The organism is Pseudodesulfovibrio cashew (genome assembly GCF_009762795.1).
GTDB classification, from domain to species: domain Bacteria; phylum Desulfobacterota; class Desulfovibrionia; order Desulfovibrionales; family Desulfovibrionaceae; genus Pseudodesulfovibrio; species Pseudodesulfovibrio cashew.
This window is the reverse complement of record NZ_CP046400.1, coordinates 1,734,498-1,757,408: the sequence shown is the minus strand read 5'-3', so window position 1 is coordinate 1,757,408 and position 22,911 is coordinate 1,734,498. Positions and strand designations below refer to the sequence as shown.

26 protein-coding genes are annotated in these 22,911 nt (G+C 62.3%); 17 read left to right on the top strand and 9 right to left on the bottom strand.

The annotated features are described in order from the left end of the window. Nucleotides 1-250 precede the first annotated feature (250 nt). From purN to lon, 6 genes are all read left to right on the top strand, one after another. Nucleotides 251-955: a phosphoribosylglycinamide formyltransferase gene (gene purN, locus GM415_RS07875; RefSeq protein WP_158947271.1), complete on the top strand. Its 705-nt coding sequence runs from the start codon at nt 251-253 to the stop codon at nt 953-955. 132 nt (nt 956-1,087) lie between these two features. After that, nucleotides 1,088-1,585 carry an LPS assembly lipoprotein LptE gene (lptE, locus tag GM415_RS07870; protein ID WP_158947270.1) on the top strand — a complete coding sequence of 166 codons (498 nt, stop codon included), beginning with the start codon at nt 1,088-1,090 and terminating at the stop codon, nt 1,583-1,585. A 12-nt stretch (nt 1,586-1,597) separates the two neighbouring features. After that, the gene (locus GM415_RS07865) at nt 1,598-2,596 is read left to right on the top strand and encodes a DNA polymerase III subunit delta (protein WP_158947269.1); all 999 of its coding nucleotides are present in this window, start codon (nt 1,598-1,600) and stop codon (nt 2,594-2,596) included. Nucleotides 2,597-2,653: 57 nt separating this feature from the next. Beyond that, nucleotides 2,654-3,337 carry a RadC family protein gene (gene radC, locus GM415_RS07860; RefSeq protein WP_158947268.1) on the top strand — a complete coding sequence of 228 codons (684 nt, stop codon included), beginning with the start codon at nt 2,654-2,656 and terminating at the stop codon, nt 3,335-3,337. After that, complete coding sequence (locus GM415_RS07855) at nt 3,338-3,610, top strand: acylphosphatase (RefSeq protein ID WP_158947267.1); 273 nt, start codon at nt 3,338-3,340, stop codon at nt 3,608-3,610. It begins immediately after the preceding gene. A gap of 281 nt (nt 3,611-3,891) precedes the next feature. Beyond that, nucleotides 3,892-6,246: an endopeptidase La gene (lon, locus tag GM415_RS07850; RefSeq protein ID WP_422393767.1), complete on the top strand. Its 2,355-nt coding sequence runs from the start codon at nt 3,892-3,894 to the stop codon at nt 6,244-6,246. Nucleotides 6,247-6,499: 253 nt separating this feature from the next. Here the strand turns inward: lon and GM415_RS07845 are convergent, their stop codons facing one another. From GM415_RS07845 to GM415_RS07835, 3 genes are all read right to left on the bottom strand, one after another. Beyond that, nucleotides 6,500-6,721 (bottom strand): Nif11-like leader peptide family natural product precursor, encoded by a 222-nt coding sequence (locus tag GM415_RS07845; RefSeq protein WP_158947265.1) that lies wholly within the window; start codon nt 6,719-6,721, stop codon nt 6,500-6,502. Between the two features lie 378 nt (nt 6,722-7,099). After that, a complete protein-coding gene (locus tag GM415_RS07840) occupies nt 7,100-7,705 on the bottom strand; it encodes a hypothetical protein (RefSeq protein ID WP_158947264.1) in 606 nt (201 codons plus the stop codon). 2 nt (nt 7,706-7,707) lie between these two features. After that, on the bottom strand, nt 7,708-8,652 hold the full coding sequence (locus GM415_RS07835; protein ID WP_158947263.1) for a tetratricopeptide repeat protein: 945 nt from the start codon (nt 8,650-8,652) through the stop codon (nt 7,708-7,710). Nucleotides 8,653-8,932: 280 nt separating this feature from the next. Between GM415_RS07835 and GM415_RS07830 the strand changes: the two genes are divergently transcribed. From GM415_RS07830 to GM415_RS07820, 3 genes are all read left to right on the top strand, one after another. Further along, nucleotides 8,933-9,181 (top strand): FmdB family zinc ribbon protein, encoded by a 249-nt coding sequence (locus GM415_RS07830; protein WP_158947262.1) that lies wholly within the window; start codon nt 8,933-8,935, stop codon nt 9,179-9,181. A gap of 31 nt (nt 9,182-9,212) precedes the next feature. Further along, nucleotides 9,213-10,145: a hydroxymethylbilane synthase gene (hemC, locus tag GM415_RS07825; RefSeq protein WP_158947261.1), complete on the top strand. Its 933-nt coding sequence runs from the start codon at nt 9,213-9,215 to the stop codon at nt 10,143-10,145. Nucleotides 10,146-10,344: 199 nt separating this feature from the next. Continuing rightward, entirely contained in the window at nt 10,345-10,539 is a 195-nt protein-coding gene (locus GM415_RS07820) for a hypothetical protein (protein WP_158947260.1), read from the top strand. Nucleotides 10,540-11,165: 626 nt separating this feature from the next. Here the strand turns inward: GM415_RS07820 and cobT are convergent. Then, nucleotides 11,166-12,233, bottom strand: coding sequence for a nicotinate-nucleotide--dimethylbenzimidazole phosphoribosyltransferase (cobT, locus tag GM415_RS07815; protein ID WP_158947259.1), 1,068 nt, complete (start codon nt 12,231-12,233; stop codon nt 11,166-11,168). A 156-nt stretch (nt 12,234-12,389) separates the two neighbouring features. On the opposite strand from cobT, the gene GM415_RS07810 reads away from it, so the two are divergent. The 5 genes from GM415_RS07810 to GM415_RS07790 all read left to right on the top strand — a co-directional run bounded on the left by GM415_RS07810 (nt 12,390) and on the right by GM415_RS07790 (nt 16,884). Continuing rightward, nucleotides 12,390-13,226, top strand: coding sequence for a WcbI family polysaccharide biosynthesis putative acetyltransferase (locus tag GM415_RS07810; protein WP_158947258.1), 837 nt, complete (start codon nt 12,390-12,392; stop codon nt 13,224-13,226). After that, nucleotides 13,213-14,208, top strand: coding sequence for a glycosyltransferase family protein (locus GM415_RS07805; RefSeq protein WP_158947257.1), 996 nt, complete (start codon nt 13,213-13,215; stop codon nt 14,206-14,208). The genes GM415_RS07810 and GM415_RS07805 overlap by 14 nt, the downstream gene beginning before the upstream one ends. A gap of 218 nt (nt 14,209-14,426) precedes the next feature. After that, on the top strand, nt 14,427-14,957 hold the full coding sequence (locus GM415_RS07800) for a cytochrome c3 family protein (RefSeq protein ID WP_158947256.1): 531 nt from the start codon (nt 14,427-14,429) through the stop codon (nt 14,955-14,957). Between the two features lie 45 nt (nt 14,958-15,002). Then, a complete protein-coding gene (locus GM415_RS07795) occupies nt 15,003-16,376 on the top strand; it encodes a multiheme c-type cytochrome (protein ID WP_158947255.1) in 1,374 nt (457 codons plus the stop codon). A gap of 154 nt (nt 16,377-16,530) precedes the next feature. Beyond that, nucleotides 16,531-16,884, top strand: coding sequence for a hypothetical protein (locus tag GM415_RS07790; RefSeq protein WP_158947254.1), 354 nt, complete (start codon nt 16,531-16,533; stop codon nt 16,882-16,884). Between the two features lie 8 nt (nt 16,885-16,892). Here GM415_RS07790 and GM415_RS07785 read toward each other — a convergent pair whose 3' ends face one another. From GM415_RS07785 to pyrR, 4 genes are all read right to left on the bottom strand, one after another. Next, nucleotides 16,893-17,120, bottom strand: a complete 228-nt coding sequence (locus GM415_RS07785) for an Ada metal-binding domain-containing protein (protein ID WP_242012404.1) — start codon at nt 17,118-17,120, stop codon at nt 16,893-16,895. A gap of 530 nt (nt 17,121-17,650) precedes the next feature. Further along, nucleotides 17,651-18,265, bottom strand: coding sequence for a hypothetical protein (locus tag GM415_RS07780; RefSeq protein WP_158947253.1), 615 nt, complete (start codon nt 18,263-18,265; stop codon nt 17,651-17,653). Next, nucleotides 18,262-18,798, bottom strand: coding sequence for a homoserine kinase (thrB, locus tag GM415_RS07775; RefSeq protein ID WP_158947252.1), 537 nt, complete (start codon nt 18,796-18,798; stop codon nt 18,262-18,264). Before thrB ends, GM415_RS07780 begins: the two co-directional genes overlap by 4 nt. A 3-nt stretch (nt 18,799-18,801) precedes the next feature. Next, complete coding sequence (gene pyrR, locus GM415_RS07770; protein ID WP_158947251.1) at nt 18,802-19,341, bottom strand: bifunctional pyr operon transcriptional regulator/uracil phosphoribosyltransferase PyrR; 540 nt, start codon at nt 19,339-19,341, stop codon at nt 18,802-18,804. A gap of 166 nt (nt 19,342-19,507) precedes the next feature. On the opposite strand from pyrR, the gene GM415_RS18070 reads away from it, so the two are divergent. The 3 genes from GM415_RS18070 to GM415_RS07760 all read left to right on the top strand — a co-directional run bounded on the left by GM415_RS18070 (nt 19,508) and on the right by GM415_RS07760 (nt 20,924). Further along, nucleotides 19,508-19,852 carry an IscA/HesB family protein gene (locus tag GM415_RS18070; protein ID WP_242012403.1) on the top strand — a complete coding sequence of 115 codons (345 nt, stop codon included), beginning with the start codon at nt 19,508-19,510 and terminating at the stop codon, nt 19,850-19,852. Between the two features lie 217 nt (nt 19,853-20,069). After that, nucleotides 20,070-20,390 carry a heme biosynthesis protein HemY gene (locus tag GM415_RS07765; protein ID WP_158947250.1) on the top strand — a complete coding sequence of 107 codons (321 nt, stop codon included), beginning with the start codon at nt 20,070-20,072 and terminating at the stop codon, nt 20,388-20,390. Between the two features lie 204 nt (nt 20,391-20,594). Next, nucleotides 20,595-20,924 carry an IscA/HesB family protein gene (locus tag GM415_RS07760; RefSeq protein WP_158947249.1) on the top strand — a complete coding sequence of 110 codons (330 nt, stop codon included), beginning with the start codon at nt 20,595-20,597 and terminating at the stop codon, nt 20,922-20,924. Nucleotides 20,925-21,078: 154 nt separating this feature from the next. Here the strand turns inward: GM415_RS07760 and GM415_RS07755 are convergent, their stop codons facing one another. Next, nucleotides 21,079-22,317 (bottom strand): phenylacetate--CoA ligase family protein, encoded by a 1,239-nt coding sequence (locus tag GM415_RS07755; RefSeq protein ID WP_158947248.1) that lies wholly within the window; start codon nt 22,315-22,317, stop codon nt 21,079-21,081. Nucleotides 22,318-22,911 lie beyond the last annotated feature (594 nt).

Below are 22,911 nucleotides of genomic sequence, written 5' to 3'. Positions count from 1 at the left end.
GTGGCGAGAGGGGAAAATGAATGGCAGGCTCATCTTCGCTGAAATTCATTTTCCCCCCTGAAATCGCAGCTGATTGAGAGTATCTCCAACGGAAAGGACCGGGGAATTACCGACACTCCTCGCCTCTCGTGACATCGTAAAAACAATCCTTGATTAATCCGGCCAATTGCGCCAACTACCTCCTTGTGCGACGCGCCGGCGCGTCACCCCCCAAAATCACAGGGCCGTAAGGCCATGCCAAGGAGAATACATGACGCTGCCCATTGCCGTCCTCGTTTCCGGAAGCGGGTCCAATCTGCAATCGATCATCGACCGCATCGAAGAGGGCGCGCTCGACGCCGAGATCAAGCTGGTCATCTCCAACAAGGCATCAGCCTACGGCATCCAACGGGCCAAGGACCATGACATTCCGTACCGCGTCCTGCTCCACACCGACTACCCCTCGCGCGAGGCCTTCGACCAGGCCATGGTCGACGCCATCCATGAGGCGGGCGTGACGGACGAGGGCCTGGTGGTCATGGCCGGGTTCATGCGCATGGTCACGCCGGTTTTTCTCAAGGCCTTCGCGAACCGGGTCATGAACATTCACCCCGCCCTGCTGCCCAGCTTCGCGGGTGTGAACGGGCAGGCCGACGCTGCCGACTATGGCGTGAAGATTTCCGGCTGCACCGTCCATTTCGTGGACGAACAGATGGACCATGGACCGGTCATCATCCAGGCCGCAGTCCCCTGCCAGGCGGGCGAAACCGAAGATGAGCTGGGCCCGCGCATCCTCAAGCTCGAACACCGCGTCTTCCCCCAGGCCATCCAGTGGTTTGCCGAAAACAGGCTGCGCATCGAAAACCGCCACGTGGAGCTCCGCGTGGCCGGGCGTCCCTGCGCAGGACAGCCCAAAGCCGACATCGATCCGCCGACCTATGCCCTCGTATGGCCCCCGCTGGAAAAGGGATTCTGAGACCGGGCCCTCCACCTTGCTCCAATTTCGGTGCCCAGGCCTGATTGCGGCCTCGGGCGCCTTTTTCGATTACGCTCCCCCGGTGCTCCGGGAAGTGGACCTTTGCCCGGTTTCCACGTACCATCCCCCGGCATGAGACACCTTTACGCATGCCTAGTCCTGCTCCTGCCGCTCACCCTCGCGGCATGCGGCTATTCCTTCGGCGACAAGGGCCACTCGGTCCTGCAAGACGAATATCGGGTCCTTGCCATCTCCGGCGTGGACAACCCGACCACCCTCACCTGGCTGGAGCCGCGCATCCGCAAGCTCCTCAGGGACGAGCTGACCAACCGGGGCACCGTGACCTGGACCGACGACCGGCGCAAAGCCGACGCCCTGATCCAGATCACCGTGGAACGCTACTACCGCCCCACAGCGGTGGAGGGCTCAGGTGACACCACCCTGCGCTCCAACGCCAACTTCAACTTTCATGCTACCATCAGCTCCGCGCTGGACGACCACGTGATCTGGCGCTCCGGCAGCATCAGCCAGAACTGGCCGTTCTTTTCCGGACAGGAGACGCAGGCCGACGAGGAAGTCACCCGCCTGGGCATCCGCAGGCTGGCCGACAAGATGGAACAGAACTACTAACGAAGGCAGACCATGTCCCGTCCCAAATACCTTTTTCTGGTCTGCCCCGACCCCGAGCTGATCAAGTCCCAGGTGGCCGAGCGCCTTGCCGCGTCCGGCCAGGACGGCTGGGAGCGCAAGACCTTCTGGGGAGACGACGACGATCCCCTGCCGGGAGCCTTCTGGACCGACCTGACCATCAAATCGCTCTTTCCCCAGCCCAAGGCGCTGATCGTGCGCCGCGCCCACGCGCTCAAGGCCGAGCACTGGGACAAGCTCGACGCCGGGGTCAAGGGCCTCGGCTCTGACGTCTACCCCATTTTCTGCCTGGAGGGGCAGTGGAAGACCAAGAAGGCTCCGATCCCTGCCACCCTGTCGCGTCGAGCCCTCTACAAGAAGGCCGGGGAGGCGGGCTGGGTCTGGGAATCCCAGGGGCTCGACAGGGGCTCGCTTGAAGATTTCGTAAGGCGCTGGGGCGCGAAGACGGGTATTTCCTTCGAACCGGGCGTTGAGCGGGCTCTGTCCAGAGTCCTGCCAGTGGACGCCGTGGCCGCCCGACTGGAGCTGGACAAGCTGGAGCTGGCCGCCGGAGACGAGCGGACCATCCGGCAGAGCCACGTTTCTCTGGTGGCACACACGGACGAGATGGCCTTCTTCGACCTCATGGACGCCCTGGGGCAGCCCGGCGCCGAGGCCGCCGTATGGAAGCGGGTAATCGACGACCACGCCAAGGCGGCCAAAGACCAGATGCTCTTCAACCTGATCGGGTTCCTCATGAGCCAGGCGCGCATGTACTGGCTGATCGTGTCCGGCGGCAAACCAGCGGGCAACCCCTACGTCATCCGCCGGAAGACCCCGGTGGCCAAGCGGCTGGGACGCGCGGGCGTGGCCAGAATGATCGACCTGGCCCTGGAGGCGGAGTTTTCCATCAAGACCGGCGCGCGCAAATACGACGAGGTCCTCGACATCCTCATCGCCGGGCTCATCGACCTTTTCCGGCCCCGCCAGACGGGCGGACCAATGGGCAGATAGACGCGGCCCGAGTTATAATTCGAGTATAATAATACCCCACCCCTTGACACAAAGGCTATGACGGAAAAGACGAAACCGCACTACCACGGCCACCGCAAGCGGCTCAGGGAAAAGCTTGTGGAGAACAGTCGGGGCCTGGCAGACTACGAGCTGCTGGAGTTGGTCCTGGCCCAGATCTTCACGCGAAAGGACACCAAGCCGCTGGCCAAGGCCGTGCTCGCGCGGTTCGGATCTTTGAAGGACGCCCTGACGGCAAGCCCAGACCAGTTGCAGGAGGTCGAGGGCGTCGGCCCGGGCGTGGCCGCCCACTGGGTCCTGCTCCAGGAACTCTTCGCCAGACTGGGCGAGGCCGGAGCCCGCACCCGCGAACCCCTGTCCGACCCGGCCGAGGTGGCCAGGGCAGCCATGGCGCGCATCGGCTCCAAGGGCACAGAGGAATTCTGGGCCGCGTTCCTGGACACCAAGAACCGGGTCATCGCCTGGGAGCGGGTCAGCAGGGGCACGGTCAACGCCACGCCGGTCTTCCCCAGGGAGATCATGGCCCGGGCCCTGAAGCTTGAGGCCTCGGGGATCATCCTGGCCCACAACCACCCGGGCGGCGACCCCACCCCCTCCATGGAGGACGTGCGGCTCACCGAACGCATCCGGGAGACCGCCGAGGGGTTGGATATCAGGGTGCTGGACCACCTCGTGGTCACGGATCACGACTATTACAGCTTCAACGAAACCGGGAGGTTGTAAATGCGGGAGATGCACGCCGTCGTGCACGGCAAGGTCCAGGGCGTCTGGTTCCGGGCCTGGACGCGCGACGTGGCCCGCGAGATGGGCGTGACCGGCTGGGTGCGCAATCTTCCCGGCGGGCCGGTGGAAGTGACGGCCCAGGGCTCGGACGACGACCTGGACGCTTTTCTGGCCCGCCTGCACGACGGGCCGCCCCTGGCCAGGGTCAGCCGGATCGAGACGTCCCGCAGCGCCGTTGAGGAGCGCTTCGAACGCTTCGACGTCCGCGTGTAAGATTAGTGAATTTACATGAAAATCGGACTTGCCAAGCCGAATTGACGACTTATGTGGGGTTAACGATCCCATTTTCACTGAAACAAGAGGATGTCATCTTGAGCAGGAAGAAGAACAAATCGCCCGTCAAACCGGCGCGAATCAGGCGCAAGACGCCGAATATAGCAGAAAAGAAGCAGCCCGCCCGCAAGCCGGACGCTCCCGACAAGGAGAAGCCCGGCAAGGACGAGGAGCTGCCTGATATCATCCAGGCCCTGACCGGCGCCGCCGGAGCCTCGGGCATGTTCGGGGAGGGCGAGTCCCTGCCCGGCCCCAACCCGGCGGACATCCCGTCCGTGCTGCCGGTGCTCGCCGTGCGCGACATCGTGGTCTTCAACTACATGATCCTGCCCCTGTTCGTGGGCCGGGAGAAATCCATCCAGGCCGTGGACAAGGCCCTGGCGGGCGACCGCTACATCCTGATCCTGACCCAGAAGGACGAGTCCGTTGAGGACCCGGACCAGGATGACCTCTACGCCACCGGCACCGTGGGCATGATCATGCGCATGCTCAAGATGCCCGACGGCCGCCTCAAGGTCCTGGTGCAGGGGCTGGCGCGCGCCAAGGTCAAACGGTTCACCACCAGCGACCCGTTCCACATCGCCGAGCTCGAACCGCTCATGGAGCCCGAGACCGGCACCCTGACCAGCGAGCAGGAAGCGCTCATCCGCTCCTCCCGCGAGCAGTCCGAACGCATCCTCTCCCTGCGTGGCATTTCCAGCCAGGACATCATGAGCGTGCTCAACAACGTGGACGAGCCCGGCAGGCTGGCCGACCTGATCGCCTCCAACCTGCGCATGAAGGTCGAGGTTGCCCAGCGCATCCTCGAGTGCCACGATCCCATGATCCGCCTGGAGTTGGTCAACACCCAGCTCCTCAAGGAAGTGGAAGTGGCCAACATGCAGCAGAAAATCCAGTCCATGGCCAAGGAAGGCATGGACAAGGCCCAGCGCGACTTCTACCTGCGCGAGCAGATGAAGGCCATCAAGCGCGAGCTGGGCGACGAGGGCGACGAAACCGAAGAGATGGAGGAACTCAAGCAGGGCCTCCTCAAATCCGGCATGCCCAAGGACGTCATGAAGGAAGCGCACAAGCAGCTCCGCCGCCTCGAGTCCATGCACGCCGAATCCAGCGAGGCCACGGTCATCCGCACCTACCTGGACTGGATGATCGAACTGCCATGGAAGAAACTTTCCCGCGACCGCCTGGACATCAAGAAGGCGGAGACGATTCTCAACGAGGACCACTACGACCTGGAAAAGGTCAAGGAGCGCATCCTCGAATACCTGAGCGTGCGCAAGCTCAACCCGAAGATGAAGGGCCCCATCCTCTGCTTCGCCGGTCCTCCCGGCGTGGGCAAGACCTCCCTGGGCCGCTCCATCGCCCGTTCCCTGGGGCGCAAGTTCCACCGGATGTCCCTGGGCGGCATGCGCGACGAGGCCGAGATCCGCGGTCACCGGCGGACCTACATTGGAGCCATGCCGGGCCGCATCATCCAGGCCATTAAGCAGTGCGGCACCCGCAATCCGGTGATCATGCTCGACGAGATCGACAAGCTCGGCTCCGACTTCCGGGGCGACCCGTCGTCGGCCCTGCTGGAGGTCTTGGACCCGGAGCAGAACTACTCGTTCACCGACCACTACCTGAACGTGCCCTTTGACCTGTCCAAGGTCATGTTCATCTGCACGGCCAACATGCTGGACTCCATCCCCGGCCCCCTGCGCGACCGCATGGAGATCATCCGCATCCCCGGCTACACCGAGCAGGAGAAGACGGCCATCACCCGGCGCTACATCATCCCGCGCCAGATAGCGGACAACGGCCTCAAGGACGACGAGCTGGCCATCAGCGACAAGCTCGTGTCCAAGGTCGTGCGCGAATACACGCGTGAGGCCGGCCTGCGCAACATCGAGCGCGAGATCGGCAAGCTCTGCCGCAAGATGGCCCGCAAGAAGGCCGAAGGGGAAAAGGGGCCGTTCAAGATCACGTCCAAGAACCTCTACACCCTGCTGGGCCCCCCGATCTTCCTGGACGACGAGAAGGAGACCACTCTGCCTCCGGGCGTGGCCGTGGGCCTTGCCTGGACTCCGGTGGGCGGCGAACTGCTGCACATTGAGGTCACCACCATGACCGGCAAGGGCAAGCTGACCCTGACCGGCAAGCTGGGCGACGTGATGAAGGAGTCGGCCCAGGCCGCCCTGTCCATCGCCAGAGCCCGCGCCGACGAGTACGGCATCGACCCCAAGTTCACCGAGAACATGGACATCCACGTGCACGTGCCCGCGGGAGCCACACCCAAGGACGGTCCGTCTGCAGGCGTGACCCTGGTCACGGCGCTCATCTCGGCCCTGACCGACACGCCCATCAACCCGGAAGTGGCCATGACGGGCGAGATCAGCCTGCGCGGCCGCGTCCTGCCCGTGGGCGGCATCAAGGAAAAGATCCTGGCGGCGGTGTCTCGCGGCATGAAGACCGTGCTCATTCCGGCCCAGAACAAGAAGGACCTGGCCGAGATCCCGGACGAGCTGCGCAAAAGGATCACCATCAAGACCATCGAGAAGATCGAGCAGGTCTGGCCCCTGGCCAAGGCCAAGTAGCCCTCTCCCAACACGAAATCAAAAAGCCCCCGCCGGTCTCCGGCGGGGGCTTTTTGATTGGTAATCGCATCGCGCTATTGCCGACAGGATGCAATGCACGGCAATTCCATTCCGTAAGGAATTGCGCTTAAAAGTCGCCTGAGCATCCTCGGACGCATGGCGGCAGTGAGGGGTGGCGAGAAGTTACATGGAGGGGAAGACGCAATTGCGGGCTCTCACGCCATGCGCAAGAGCCCGCAACGCAAAAAAACTTTTAGGCCCACCAGATGGAGCGGGCGGGCGGGTTGCCGTACGAGGTGAAGTCGTCGCCGGACTCGGAAATCACCGCGTCCAGCTCGTCGATCGTAAAATCGTATCCATCCTCGTTGGCGGTGGCCACAAAGGCCTCCTTGGACGGAATGGCGTTGTACTTGGCCTTTACGCTCTTATCCTCTCCGCCTGCGATCAGCAGACGTTCCACTTCCTTTTTGGACATGGCAATACTCCTTGTTGGCGCTACAATGAACTCTGTTTGTTTTCGGATCAAAAGAGTCGGCATGAATTAAGCCGGGCTCGGACAATTGATTGCCTTTAGCTTGGGTGCGGCCTCACCGTCAAGTATCTGTATTAAGCCAAAAACCGGGCTTGCTCGGGGAATGGGGCTCCGGACGGAGGAAGGAGGAGGAATGAAATGAAAGTCCTGCTTATTTCAGATGACTATCGCCAGTGCGCCCCCACGACGATGGCACCTACATGCTCAGGGCTACACGCGCCTGCGGCAAGGAATCAGAGTTGAAGGGGCCGGCTGTAGGCGACGATATGCGGAGGGCCTGTCCCGGAGCGCATCCTTTCTCGCAACACGCAAGGTCAACGCCTAGCGGACAGTGTGGAACACGTGTCTGCGATCGTAGAATCTCCCGCTCATTTTTCCGGCGTTGCGGGGGCCGGCCAGTCCCTGCCAGGTGACGCCCGTTGCCAGCTCGAAACGACTCTTGCCGCCCAGCATCGGAGCGCAATCCTCATACTCCAACACAAGATCCTCCTGACGGAACGGGTCCACCCCGTCCCAACGGAACGACAGGACTCCGTCCCGGCGGGCATGGAACACGCCGAGCATATCGCCTGGAGCACAGGCCTTGAGCAGATCCCCGGGGTCGATCGTCTTGTGCGATGCGCCGATATGGTCCACCGCCGCGTCCCGCCCGGCATGAAACACCTCCAGGCCGAACCGGTTGCCCTGCATGGAGACGCCCTGCATCCGGTAAATCGGCTTGAGCGAAGCACCGACCACCCCCTCGGTGCGGGCAATGATCCTGCGAGAAGCCAGCCCCAGAGCGATGTCCGTGATCAGATCGGTCCACTGTCCCTGGCCAAAGGCCTTAAGCCCTTCCTTGACCACACGCTTGGGCAACGGGATGGCACCCACCAGGTGCAGCGCCCCCCTGATGGAGACTTCGAGCCGTTTGAAGGTTTCTTGCATGACTACTCCGGCAGGGTCAGGTCCAGTTCCCCGCCACCGAACTCCAGAGGCAGGTCCAGCTCGTCCTGGCCCCCGCCAAGCAGGGCTTCTGCCTGCCTGGCCACATCTTCGGGGACCGGCGGCTTCTTGTACTTGCCGCGCAGGGTCTCGCTGCCCGCCAGGGCTCTGGCGAAGCGGCACAGCTCCAGGGCGTGCTGGTGGTTGGGATCGAGATCCAGGGATTTGGCCGCAAACAGGATTGCCTGGTCCCAGTCGTCTTTCTCGAAGAAGACGCGGGCCAGGTTGTAATAGAGATTCTCGTCCGGATCGGCCAGTTCCACGGCCCTGCCGTAATAACTGACGGCCTCATCGAACATCCCGGCCTTGCGCAGGGCGATGCCGAACTCGTTGAACAGGTGCTTGTGCTCGACGTTGAAGGCGGCCTTGATCTGAACCAGTTCCTCAAACAGGACCTTGCCCTTCTCGCAGTCGCCGCGCTGCAGATAGATGAGCCCGAGACCGAAAATGGCGCGGACGTTGGTCACTTCGGTGTCCAGGGCCTCCACATAGTACATCTCGGCCGAGAGGGGTTCGTTGCGCTCGCGGTGCTTGTCGCCCTTGGCCACGGTCTTTTTCAGGGCCTGGACGGCGGGTTCCACCTGTAAATTGTGGATTTCGACTTCCGGGGTATACTCGGCCAGCAGAGTTTCCTTGTCGATGAGCGTCTCATCGCCCGTGGGCACGAACTGGGGGTTGATCTTGCGCACCCCGTAGGCGTCGGCGTTACGCTGCAACACGTACCAGAGGACACGGTTTTCCTGGACCCGGGCTGTGGTCCCGGTCCCCAGCTTGACCTTGGTTACCGTGGAAAAGACGCACCTGAGCCGTTCGCCGGAATCATCCAGACCGGTGCAGCCGACCTCGCCGGAGTGGGCTTCCACTCCTGCGGTTTCCCGTTCCCCTTCCATCAAAACTCCACATGAGAAGACCGGCGGCGAACTGCCGCCATAAGGAAAAAACCTATACCGCCATCAGCACCCTACCAGCCATGGTTGCACCTTTCAACGCCCACGACGTTATAATCGCGTGTCGGGAGCGAAAGGGGTGGACATGAGACGGCAGGGTCTTATCTCTCTACCGGAAAAGGAGCGCGAGGGGGCCACCGTTGCCAGTCCCGTGCTTTTCCGCTATGGAAACCGTCTGCCCGGGACATGTCGGGCACCTGAAAAACAACGAACGGAGCAATCCATGCCCATATTCGAATACCAGTGCAACGACTGCGGCAATGAATTCGAGGAACTCGTCTTTGACCGGGACGAGTGTCCGCCCTGCCCCAAGTGTGGCAGCAAGGAAACCGGCAAACTCATGAGCGCGGTCCGCTCCCGCGTGGGCGGCGGTCCTGCCGCGTCCGGCGGCGAGAGCGAATCCGCACCGGCACCGGCCGCGAGTTCCGGCTGCGCCGGGTGCTCCGGCGGCAACTGCTCCAGCTGCGGCTAACCCACGACTTTCAATCCATCACAGGGAAACAATGAACAAACTCGTCATCGCCACGCGCGGCAGCGCCCTGGCCCTCTGGCAGGCCAACCACATCAAGGCCCTGCTGGAGGCCGAACACCCCGGCCTCACCGTCGAACTGCTCAAGATCAAGACCAAGGGCGACAAAATCCTGGACGTCCCCCTGGCCAAGGTCGGCGGCAAGGGACTCTTCGTCAAGGAGATCGAAGAGGCTCTGCTGGACGGCCGCGCCCAGTTGGCGGTCCATTCCATGAAGGACGTGCCCACCGAACTGCCCGAAGGCCTCGAGGTCGGCATCATCCCCGAACGCGAGGCGTCCACCGATTCCCTGCTCTCCGTCAAGTGCGACGGGCTCAAGGGACTGCCTGAAGGCGCGGTGGTCGGCACCTCCAGCCTGCGCCGCCAGTCCCAGCTCGCCACCCTGCGCCCGGACCTGAAGATCGAGTCCCTGCGCGGTAACCTGGACACCCGGGTGAAAAAGCTTCTGAACGGCGACTTCGATGCCATCGTGGTTGCCACCGCCGGGCTCAACCGGCTGGAACTCACCGCCCCCAAGATGGAAGTGCTCGGTCCGCCGGACTTCCTGCCCGCCGTGGCCCAGGGCGCCCTCGGCATCGAATACCACAAGGACAACGCCGAAGTGCTCGCCATGCTCACCTTCCTGGACCACCAGGAGACCAAGCACCAGGTCCTGGCCGAACGCGGCTTCCTGACCGGCCTGGACGGCGGCTGCCAGGTGCCCATCGCGGCATGGTCCGTCATCGACGGCGACCAAATCAAGCTGACCGGCTTCGTGGCCGACGTGGACGGCTCCCGCCCCATACGCATGGAGGCCGAAGGAACCGTGGCCGAGGCCTGGGACATCGGCATGGCCCTGGCCGAAAGAGTGCTGCAAGCCGGCGGCAAGGCCATCCTCGACGAAGTCTACGCCCGCGAATCCGCCTGATCACACCCGCAACGACTTTATTTCCGCGTCCGGCCTCCGGACGCGGAATATTTTATATCCAATGAAAATCATACGGAAAATCAAACTCACCGGCGAGCGCGCTCCGCGCGATTTGCGGCGACACCTTAAGGTTTCTTTATATCAGCCGATAAGAATGGCACGTCATTCATTCAACACTCCATGGAAGGAGGTACGTATCATGGAAATCGGTGGATTCGAAGCAACGTCGTTCAACCAGGCGGAACAGATCAAGTCCATCCGCAAGGTTCGGCTGCAACGTGAGGTAATGGAAAACCCGGAACTGGCCCGCGAACTGGTCAAGGTGGAAGCCACCGGGACCTACAACGCCAAGGGCAGTATCATCCAGACAGTGGGGAACATCGGTGAAGCCTAAACACGCCGGGAACCACGGCACATACGGACAATAGGCCGGTCGCAACAGCGACCGGCCTATTTTTTTGGGGCGCCTCCGGCGGCCGGGGGAAAGGGGAAGAGGGGAAGCCCTTTGCAAAGGGTTCCCCTCTTCCCCTTTCCCCCGGACCCCCTATCCCCTTCTCCCCTCCTAAACTCTTTGTCGCTCGCTTCGCTCGTGGGCGAGAGTAGGCGAAAAGTCCGCGCAGGAATGCCAACTCATTTTAACAATAAGTGATAGCTGCTCATTCCGCCCTCTACCTCTCCCCTTACCTCGCTAGTATAGAGCCAATCGGCATCGGCAACCTATCGATAACATCCGAACAGAACCCTCGCGGTTGCGCCGGGCAAAGCATCGGCCCATATCCGATTCGAAGACAAGTTTTTCACCCACTTCTCCCGGTGACAGGACACCATCCGGCACAGCGGCGTCTTGCATAGGCCCCGTCTCCGCAAAAGCGGCACGGCTTCGGCTTTCGCACGGCTCTGAGCGTAGCGAACTCAAAAAGTTTGGGAAAAGGAGGGGATGGGGGTCCGGGGGAAGGGGAGGAAAGAACCCTTCTCAAAAGGGTTTTTCCTCCCCTTCCCCCGGCCGCCGGAGGCGTCTTCTTACTCGGCCTCGTCCACGCCGGCGTCGGCGAAGGAGGCCATCTTGTTGTACATGTCGGCGGCGCTGCGCACGAGGTACATGGCGCAGGCGGCGCCGGTGCCTTCGCCCAGACGGAAGCCCAGGTCCAGGAGCGGGGTCATGCCCAGCTTGGCCACGGCGGCCTTGTGGCCCGGCTCGGCGGAAGCATGGCTGATGACGCAGTAGTCCTTGACCGTGGGGCAGAGGGCGTAAGCGGCGGCATAGGCGGCGGTGGAGATGAAGCCGTCCACGCTCACGAGCTGGCGGTTCCTGGCGCCGCCCAGGATCAACCCGGCCAGGGCCGCGATCTCGAAGCCGCCGAGAGCGGCCAGGATGGCAAGGGGATCGCCGGATTCGACGGCGTCCTTGTTGGCGGCAAGGCCTTTACGGATGACTTCTGCCTTGTTGGCCACGCCGTTCTTGTCAAGGCCGGTGCCGGGGCCGGTGATGGGTTCGGGCTCCAACCCGAGGTAGGCGCAATACAGGGCGGTGGAGGGCGTGGTGTTGGAGATGCCCATATCGCCCGTGCCGAGAATTTTGACGCCGTCCGCATGGGCGCGGTCGGCCAGGTCGATGCCGAGCAGCAGGGCCTGGAGGCACTGTTCGCGGGTCATGGCCGGGCCCTTGGCCAGGTTGGCCGTGCCGGGCGCGACCTTGGCCTGGATGAGCAGCGGGTGTTCATCGAAGGTACCGCCGCAGGCTCCGGCGTCAACCACGTAGAACTGCGCCCCGGCTGTCCCGGCCAGAACGTTGATGCCCGCCCCGCCGTTAAGGAAATTGAGGATCATCTGGCGGGTGACCTCCTGCGGGTACACGGAGACGCCCTCCTCGTTGACCCCGTGGTCGCCAGCCACGGTGTAGATGCGCATGGGGTCGGCCTGAGGCGCGTTGCCCTCCTGAATGAGGAAGAGCTGCAAGGCGAGTTCCTCCAGTTTGCCGAGGCTTCCCAAGGGCTTGGTCAGGCTGTCGATATGGGCTTGCCCTTTGGCGGCGAGTTCCCGGTCCACGGGACATATGGCCGCAACGGCGGCGTCGAATCGTGCTTGCATTTGTACCTCTTTGCGTACGAATTGAGATCGGTCACGGAGGGATACACCCTGGCCCTCGCCGTGTAAACACCTGTGGGGCCTGTTGAAGCCTGACGCCATCCGTGATAGTTCTTCCGCTGCGCCTTGTAAGGAAATTTCAACCGCTTCCGGGACAGCATGGACAAACAGCTCTGCATCGTGCACGCCAACTGCCAGGGACCGCCGCTTCTGGATCGGCTCAGGGCCTGTCCGCAGTTCGACGAACAATACGAGTGCGTGCTGTACACCAATTACGTGCGTGAGCCAGTGCCGGACGAGCTGCTCGCCCGGTGCGACCTGTTTCTCTACCAGTTCCTCACACCGTCCTGGGGCGACCTCGCCTCGAAGACCCTGCTCTCCAAGCTGCCGGACTCAGCCCGCAGCCTCTGCGTGCCCAACATGTTCTTCAAGGGCTACTGGCCGCTGTGGAGCGGGGCCGCCGGGTTCGACTACCGCTGCTCCCACCTGGACGAATTCCTGGCCATGAACCTCCCGCCGAGGGAGACGGTCATGCTCTACCTGCGCTCGGACATCCCCCGCAGGTTCGACCTGCTCGACCTGGTCAGCAAGTCCATAGAGCAGGAGCGGGAACGGGAGAGCCACACGCCGATCAAGTATCTGGAGCTGCTCCTGGCCGAATACCGGGACCAGCGGCTCTTCAACACGGTCAACCATCCCGGCAGGCTGCTCATGGACCACGTGGCCTCGGGCGTCCTGGAGCACCTCGGCTTCGACCACCCCGGTCAGGCCGCGTTCGACGCGGTGGACGACCCCTTCGCCGACTTCGAGCAGCCCATCCATCCGCGCATCGGAGATTACTTCGGCTGGGACTTCGCCACGGCAGAGACGGAATACCAGATCTACGGCAGGCGGATGACCCACGCCCGGTACGTGGCCAACTACGTCATGTGCGCCCAGGCGGGCATCCCGGATTTCGTCGGCTATCTCCAGGGGGCGTACATTGAGCTCTTCTAAGACCATCGCCTGGATTGGCGGCATCTATTTTCGCGAGCACGTCAGGGCCTTGGGCCATAATGTGGTTCAGATCCAACTGAACGAACCCGCCCTGCTGACCTGGGAAGACCTGGTCTCCAAAACGGGCCGGGAACCGGACGCCGTGGTCTACGCGGACCGCAGCTTCCCACCGCCCCTGGCCGGAGTGGAGCGCTTCCCCTGCCCCTCGGTCTTTTACGCCATCGACTCCCACATCCACTCCTGGTACCCCATGTACGCCCAGGGGTTCGACCTGGCCGCCGTGAGCCTGCGCGACCATCTGCCCCGCTTCCGGCAGCGGTTGCCCCACAGTCAGGTCATCTGGCTTCCGGCCTATGCCCGGGACGACCTGACCCCGCCGGACTCGCCAGTGCAAAAGGAGTGGGACCTGCTCTTTGCCGGGACAGTGGACCCGGAGACCACGCCCGAACGCCATGTGTTCCTGAAGGAGCTCAAGGCCCGCTTCCCCAACCTCGAGGTCCGCTCGGGCCGGTTCGGGGAGCTTTTCCCCAGGGCGCGGGTGGTCCTCAACTACGCCGAACGCGGCGACCTCAACTTCCGCGTGTTCGAGGCCCTGGCCTGCGGCGCGTGCCTGGTCACTCCCGAGGTAGGGCACGGCCAGTCACGGCTCTTCGAGGACGGCGTGCACCTGGCCACCTATCCCATGGACGACATGGACGCGCTCATCGACACGGTCTGCGCCCTGCTCGCCGATCCGGAGCGGCGGGAGGCCATGAGCCGGGCCGGGCTGACTGCCGTGCGAAAGAGCCACCTGGCCGCACACCGGGCGGCCACTCTGGACGAGGCCCTGCGCACCCTTCCCCCGGAAGCCGTGACCAAACGGCTGGAAAACGCGGACCACATCCACGCCAAATACCTCAAACTTGTTTACCTGCACTGGGCCGAGGCCTACGGCGACAGCGAGCTGGGCCGGGCATACCTTCGGGCCGCCTTGGGCCGCTAGCCGGCCGTCCCCCCCGCCAATCTCCATTTCGGCGGATCAGCCGTTATTTTTTGCCAAACCGGATTGCCAGAAAAGCAAATCGTGTGCTATTGCTCCGGTAATTCTCAAAAATGCCGGTTCTTTTCGTCACGGGGGCAAAATGACGCGATGAGCCGGGCCAGGATGGGGCGCGTCACCGGGTAATGTCGTCAACCCAACCCGAACGAGCAGGGGGAGGCATGAGGAAATGGTTCAAGCCCACCATATGGATATGCGTGGGCATTGTGCTCGGATTTCCGATTTTCAGCATGGCCTACTACACCATGGTGAGGACTTCCACGCCGGAATTCTGTGCCTCCTGCCATGAGATCCAGCCCGCCTACCAGGCCTGGCGAACGTCCACGCACGTCAACAACCCGCAGGGGTTCGTCGCCGACTGCATGGACTGCCACCTCCCGGCCCCCCACGACACCGTGAACTTCTTCTATACGAAGACGCTGCACGGAGCCAAGGACGTCCTCGCCCACTTCATGGGAGAGGAGTACGACCGCAAGGCCATGCGGACCAGGGCCACGGAATCGATCAAGAACGCCCAATGTCTCAAGTGCCACCGGAACATCGAGTACATGCCGCACAAGCGCGGGGCCATGCTGGCCCACCGTCAGGTCCTGTACCCCATGCCGGGCTACGAGAAACGGTGTCTCGATTGCCATTCCAACCTCGTCCACACGGACCGTGGTCACTACGACTACAAGGGTATGGATTCATGAATACGGGCGCAGAAAACGAGTCATGAACGCATTGGAGGCTAGATTATGAAGAGAGTGCTGTTTCTGTTCTGTTGCGGAGTCATCCTGCTGGCCGTGCCGGCGATGGCCCAGAACATGCCGAAAATGAAGGAATTTAGGATCGAGCGGGGGATGAGCGAGCAGGCCAAGGCGTGCATCAACTGTCACAAGGCGGAAAATCCGGGACTCTTCGCGGACTGGACCATGAGCCGCCATGCCTCGGCCAACATAACCTGCCTGGACTGCCACCAGGCAGACCCCGCGGACAAAGACGTAATCAAGGAGCACTTCAAGCAGTATGAACGCTCCGACACCCAGTGGGGACGTCCCGAGTACAAGGTGCCCATCGCCACGGCGGTGACGCCCAAGGACTGCTCCCGCTGCCACCCGGACGAGGTGAAGCAGTACGCCCGGTCCAAGCACGCCAACACCAATTCCATCGTCTGGAAGATAGACCCCTGGATGCGCAAGGGCATGAACAACGCCGCCGAGCGCCAGTCCGGCTGCCTGACCTGCCACGGCACAGCCCTCAAGCTCGACGACAAGGGCAACCTCGACGCGGCGACCTGGCCCAACGTGGGCGTGGGCCGCATCAACATGGACGGTTCGTTCGGCTCATGCACCTCCTGCCACACCCGGCACCGGTTCTCAGTGGCCGAGGCGCGCCGCCCGCAAGCCTGCGGCCAGTGCCACCTGGGCCCCGACCATCCGCAAATCGAGATCTTCACCGAATCCAAGCACGGCGCCATCTATGACTCCTTCGGCGAATCCTACAACTGGGACGCCGCCCCCGGCACCTGGACCGCGGGCGTGGATTACCGTGGCCCGACCTGCGCCAGTTGCCACATGTCCGGCACCGGCCCGGTGATGACCACCCACGACGTGACCGAGCGGCTCTCCTGGGAGCTCCAGGCCCCGCTGACCGTCAGGCCGCAGGACTTCAAGCCGCTGCCCGCCCAGAACGACTGGAAGGTGGAGCGCGACAAGATGAAGGCGGTCTGCACCCAGTGCCACACCAACACGTGGGTGGACAACCACTACGTCAAGCTCGACAAGGTGGTGGCCAACTACAACGACATCTACTTCAAGCCCGCCAAGGCCATGCTCGACGAGCTGTACGCCAAGGGGCTGATCACCAAGGAGGGCTTCTTCGACGAACGGCCCGAAGTGGAGTTTTACGAGCTCTGGCACCACGAGGGACGCAGGGCGCGCATGGGCGCGGCCATGATGGCCCCGGACTATGCATGGTGGCACGGCTTCTACGAGTGCAAGCACCGCTTCAACCACTTCCGCGAGATGGTCGAGGAACACCTGAAGTCCGGCGAGAAGTTCCCGCTCTGGCAGCCCTACCCGGGCTCCGGCGGCGACACCACGCCACCCGCCGCTTTGAATCTGCAATAACCCGGCCCACCGGCTGACGAAACAAGGCTCCCGTTCCGGCGGGAGCCTTTGCTTTTTCAGCAGGAGGGAAGCCCTCCCGCACCGACATGCCCCCTTCAGAAAGCGGCCCTGCCTGCCGATAAGAAGAGCACGCAACCACCATGGAGGGTAGGTTATGCAGGTTGAAATGGATTGGTCCCTGTTAGGCGGGATCGACTTCGAGGCGCACCTCAGGGAAGTGGTGCAAGGCGAGGCCAAGCAGTGGGACGGCGACCTGGCCGAAATTTCCACCGAGGCCATGACGGCCTTCGAGAAATCGGCCATAAAGCCGGTGAACGACGGCGGCTACACGCTCAAGAGCATGGAGCGGCGCATCAACGTGGTGCGCGCAGAGATAGTCCAGGTCTGGAACTCCGCCCTGCCCGACGACGAAAAATACCGCCAGATATCGGCCAAGGAGAACGAGATCGCCATTCTCCAGGCCGGGCAGTTCTCCTTTGCCAAGGCCGGGTTCGCTCTGGAGGTTTAGGCGCCGCCCTACGGCCTGCAAATCTTGCAGGGCCGAAATCCCGCGCCGATGGCCTCCTGTCGGGAGGTGAAGACCACGACGCAGTTCTTGCAGTCGAAATACCGGCACCCCGGCTGGTGAAAGACGTGCGAGCGCTTGTTGCCGTGGTATACGGACGCCGCCAGCGCCTCCGACGTCAAAGGCAGGGACGGCTCGCCCGCCACGCCCCACGCCAGGGCCAGAACGCACAACAGCAAAACGGAACAAACGGCTCTTCGCATGTTTCGACCGTAGGCCATGGTCAAGGAGCGGTCCAGCCTTCAATTCGGGTAACGCCACTCTTCCTACGAGTTCACCCATCTTCAACAAGCCCATGCTGTGCTAGGACAAGAGCCCCAATGCATAAGCTGACCACGCTTCCCCCGAAGTAAATCCCCCCACTCGGAAACGTCCCCGCCAACTCTTCCTGCAAAGCTCCTCATGAACCTTGGCTCCGAGAATGAACCGAGCACAAGCAATGGAAGGCCCGACGCGTAGTCCTCCTACGCGAGGGAACTCATACAACACTCCGAGCCTCGGCTGCGAGAGCCGGGCAGGCGCAAGGCACAAGCGAAGAGCAGGGCCGACGCGTAGTCCTCCTACGCGAGAGACCTCATACAATACCCCCGAGCATGAGCCTCGGCTGCGAGAGCGGGACGGGCGCAAGGCGCAAGTGAAGAGCAGGACCGAAGCGTAGTCTTCCTACGCGAGGGTCTGCACTTCGCGCAGCAACGCAGCGAACGCCGCGCTATCGCAGCCGAGGCGAGCCGAGGACGATCATCTCGGCGATGGTGTGGTCAACTTTGGGGAGTTGGCGAAGATTCTTTCCGACGAACTGCATTTCGAGCATGACCAAATCCTTGTACAGGGACGTGCGGTTGACCACCGGGGCCATCTTGCCGTCCTGTTCATAGGCTTCGGTCCGCTCCTGGCAGCGGTAGCAGCCCGGGAACTGGACCTGCTGACCGTTGGGCTTCACCAGAAGGTTGGGCACGCCGTGCATGCGGCAGATCATGAGCCGATGCTTGTACAGGCCGCAGATGCCCTGCTTCTCGTCGATATTCAGCGGGCACATGATGTGCGGACGCTCGCCCCGGGCCAAGGCGGCCTGGGCCTGGTCCACGTAGTCCTGCGCCCTGGCCTTGATTTCTTCAAGGCGGTCGGCGGGGAGCTGTTTCAGCCCCTCCCACATGTAGGCCCACTCCACGTAGGTGTGGTGCTGGAAAAAGGAAAGACAGCAGTTGTCGGTGCAGCCTTCGCAGGTCAGGCCGATGGCGTCCGCGGCCTCGCCGTACTGGGCGACCATCTTGTCGTATATGGCGGCCAGCTTGCGGAAGGCGGCCTTGGGGGTGAGTTTGTTCATGGCAGGTCGATGCGTTCGAGAATCAGGTCCACACATTCCTCGGGCGTGTGGCGGTCCGTGCGGACGACGATGTCGGCGGCGGCACGGTACAGCGGCTGGCGCTCATTGTAAAGATCGCGCATGCTCTTGCCCGGGGCGATGGCCAGTCCCCGGTTCTCGCCGCTGCCCACCCGCTCGGTGAAAGTCTCTTCGTCAATGTCCAGAAAGACGATCTTGCCCAGGCACTTGAGGCGCTCCATGGCGCACTTGCCGTAGATGACGCTGCCGCCGGTGGAAATGATGGTCCGGGTCAGCCCCAGTTCGCTGACCAGCCGCTCCTCTATGCGCAGGAACTCCTCCAGGCCGAAGTTGTCCATGATCTTCTGGAGAGGCATGGCGTAGTAGGACTCCATGTACTGGTCGGTGTCCAACTGCCCCCATTCCAGCCGCTCGGCCAGAAGTCGGCCCAGGGTGGACTTGCCCGCTCCGGCCATGCCCACCAGGGTGATGCAGGGTAGCGGCACGGGATCTTTTTCGATGGGAACAAAGCTCACGGGCTAGGCCTCCACCAGGCAGACGCGGTCCTCGCCGTCACGCTCGGTGACCAGGACGTTGACATGCTGATTGCCCAGGGTTTCCACTTTCTTGCCCACATAGTCGGCCTGTATGGGCAGCTCGCGCCACCCTCGGTCCACCAGGACCATGAGCTCCACCCGCTCGGGGCGGCCGTAGTCCAGGATGGCCTCCAGGGCGGCCCGGATGGTCCGGCCGGAATAGAGCACGTCGTCCACCAGCACGATGGCCGCGCCCTCGATGTCGAAGCCGATCTCGGAACAATTGATGACCGGCGCGAGTTCCAGGTTCGTGGTCCAGTCGTCGCGGTAGAGATTGATGTCGAGCTTGCCCAGCGGAACCTTTCGTCCAAGGCGATCGTCCAGGAGCTTTTTGAGCCGCTCGGCCAGGTCGGCGCCGCGCCGCTGGATGCCGAGAATGGCCAGGGATTCGTTTTCGCCGTGGCGCTCGTATATCTCGAAGGCCAGCCGCTCCAGGGTCCGGCTCATTTCCTTGGCATTCAGGATGGTGCCGCATTCTTTCATGTCTTCCGCCTTGTCTTGTAGTAAGGGGTAATGGGCAAAGTCCTGAAATATCCCATAGCCAAAGGTGGGTCAACACCATCGCCGGATAGACGTTATTTTCGATTTGACAAACCCTACTATAGGTCTTACCTCTTCTATTCCCGACCACTCATAGGAGGAATAAGTAATGTTTGAACTGACCGAAGCTGCGCAAAAGCAGCTCGAGGGCTACTTCAAGGACAAGGAAGCGTCCCCGGTACGCGTCTATCTGGCAGCAGGTGGCTGAGCAGGCCCGCGCCTGACTCTGGCTCTGGATGAGCCTAACGACAAAGACGAAGTATTCGAGGCCGGTGGATTCTCCTTCCTGATCGACAAGGAACTGCTTGCCCAGACCGGCAAAGTAAAAATAGACATGACATACTACGGGTTCGTCGTTGACTCCGAGAACCCGGTCGGCGGAGGCGGCGGTTGCTCTTCAGGCTCCTGCTCCACCGACGGCGGCGGCTGCTCCTCCGGTTCCTGCTCCTGCTAACCGGACGCACCACGATTCAGTGATGAACGCCCAGGCCCCATGCCCCAAGGCATGGTCGGCCTGGGCTTTGTCGTTTAGGAGGCAGCCCTTTTCGCCCCTCCCATTGACAAGAAGGCGAGCACTTCGTTAAGAGATGAAGCCCCATCTTCACAGGATCGTGTTTTTTATCAAGACGCAATCCGGTATGGTCGGGTCAATCGTTTTACAGGGAGTGTGCATGATCAACGTGACTGAATCCGCGAGACAGGAGCTGACGACCTATTTCAAAGGCAAGGCCGCCCGCCCCATCCGCATTCAGCTCACCACCGGAGGCTGCACCGGCACCAAGCTCATGCTGGCCCTGGACAACCGCTGCTGCGGCGACCGCTCCGTAACCTACGACGACCTCACCTTCCTCATAAACGAACGCCTGGCCGAAGCCACAGGGGATGTCTTCATCGACACCGGCCATTGCGGCTTCTCCATCAACTCGGAGCGACCCGTGGGAGAAGGCTACGACCGTTTCCACAGTGGCGGAGGCCGCAACTGCGGAGAATAATCAAGCCGCCCCAGGCGCCTTCTTCCAACTACCAAGTCCGTGATACGGACTTTTTTTATACCCATATCCCGGGCACATCCGCCAATCGCGAAACGAAAGGGCAACGCGCCGCACCATGTCCCGCAAAAGGAAAATGAGCCTCCCCCCTTTACAATCGTTTTTTTCTATTTATCCTATCGAAAACCACAACAACCAGGAGTGACCATGATCACAGCCACTGACGCTGCCATTAAAAGCCTTTCCATGCATTTCAAAGACAAGGACATTCAGCCCATCCGCGTCCATCTGGCCGACGGCGGATGCAGCGGCCCGCGCCTGTCTCTGGCCATCGACGAGCTGCGCGACGGCGACAAGTCCGTTGAGCAGGGAGACTTCACCTTCCTCATCCAGAGCGAACTGGCCGAGGTCGTCGGCGCCATCACCATCGACATGAGCGAATACGGCTTCACCCTCGCTTCCGAGCGGGAAGTCCCCGGCGCGGGAGGCGGCTGCGGCTGCTCTTCCTGCGGCACCGGTACCTGCGGCGGTCACTAACCAACGCGGACAGCCAAAACCATTCTTCCCGAAAAGCGGTCCCGGCAATATGCCGGGACCGCTTTTCGGCATTCCCCCCACAAAAACCAAAAGGGCCGGTGATCAATGTCACCGACCCATTCGATTAGGACCGCAACCCCAGCGGCAAGCCGGGTTAATCGAAAGTCCGTTCATCGACGAGCTTCGGGGCGTCGACCGGGATAGTCCCGGGAGCCGCCGTCTCGACGATGGGCTTCAACTTCATGACCGCCTGGAAATCCGCCGCGAACGCTTCGGTGTCCAGACCGTGTCCGACCTCCAGTACCACGGCCAGCTCGTCACGTCCACCAGGATTCTCAATCCGTATCTGCCAGTTGGCAACCTGCGGATATTTCGAGAAAACCGTGGCAGCCTGCGAGGGATAGAGGAACTGTCCCTTGACCTTTGCTGTATCGTCGGCGCGCCCTTTCCAGCCCGTCAGCTTCCTGGCGGTGCGTCCACAGGCGCACGGCGTCAGGTCGATGGACGACAAATCACCCGTGGCCAGCCGGACCAGCGGATAGTCGGTAAAAAATGGGGTGACCACCACCTCGCCGACCTCGCCCTCGGGCAACGGCTCGCCCGTGGCCGGATCGCATATTTCCACATGGCGATAGTTGGAGAGGTGCATACCGGCCAGCTCCATGCACTCGTAGGCGATGCAGCCCACGTCCGCCGTGCCGTACCCCTGACGCACCGAGATCCCGAACATCTCCTCCACCTCCCGGCGCAGGGACTCCGGCAGCGGCTCGGCGGCCACATACGCCTTTTTCAGGGAAAAATCCTTCTTCAGGTCATACCCCGCGGCCAGGGCCTTCTCCCCGATGACCTTCAGATAGCTGGTCATGCCCACGAATACGGTGACCGGAAGCCCGGTCAGGAACTCGATCTGCTTATCGGTATTACCCGGCCCGGCGGGAATCACGGCGCACCCGATATCGCGCAGGGGCTCCTCAAGCATCAGCCCGGCGGGCGTCATGTGATAGGAAAAGGTCATCTGCGCCAAGTCCCCCGGACGGACTCCCGCGGCAAAGAAGCCCTCGGACCACGCCCAGTAGTCCTCCTCCCTGGCCTCGGGATCGAAGATCGGTCCCGGAGACTGGTAGATGCGCTTGAGTTGCCCCGGCTCGCAGTCCAGGAACCAACCCAGCCCGTGCTCCTTCTGCCAGTCGATGAGATCCTTCTTCCTCAGGGGCGGAATCTTGCCGTAGTCGTCCCAGTCCTTGAAATCGCGAGCGCACGCCCCCAACGCCTCAAGCCGGGCCTGAAACTCGCCCGAATGGGCCTCGGCAGCAATCAGCACGTCGCGCACGCCCTTCCACTTCCGCTTCATCCGCTTCTCGCGCGGCTCGGTCTCGTATTCGCTGTAGTACATGGTGTTGCCTCCGGCGGCCGGGGAAAGGGGAGAGGGAAACCCTTTCGAGAAGGGTTTTCCCTCTCCCCTTTCCCCGGCCGCCATCCCCTCTTCTTTCCTAAACTTTTTAACGCGCTTCGCGGGAGCGCAGGTTACCTGTGATATTCTTTCTTACGATACGTCACGTAAAAATGCCATAAAAAGGCCAATCCAATGAAATCACACCGCATGGCGGCAGGGAATGACCACCACCCGTCAAAGCCGGGAAACGGCCACACCCTGCCGCGCTTGATTATCCCCCCGAAATCGAAATACGCGTCAACAACCCAATCCATCGCAAAGCGCAGCGCGGCTGTTCAGAGTGGGTCGAGCTAGACGGAAGACCTAAATCAACCGCAAGCGCCCCTCTAAAGCCCTAATCTCCTGCCGCCCCGCATGGTTTACGAGAGTGGTGCAGCCGCAAGGCGGGATAATTCGTGCCACCCGCAGCCATATCCCAATACGGCGAGGACGGGCGCAATCCTCCCAACACAGCGGATGCGCCGCCTGCCTAGTGAGACATCCTGCCTTTCCCAGACACACCGCGCGGCTTGCGAGAGTGGTGCAGCCGCAAGG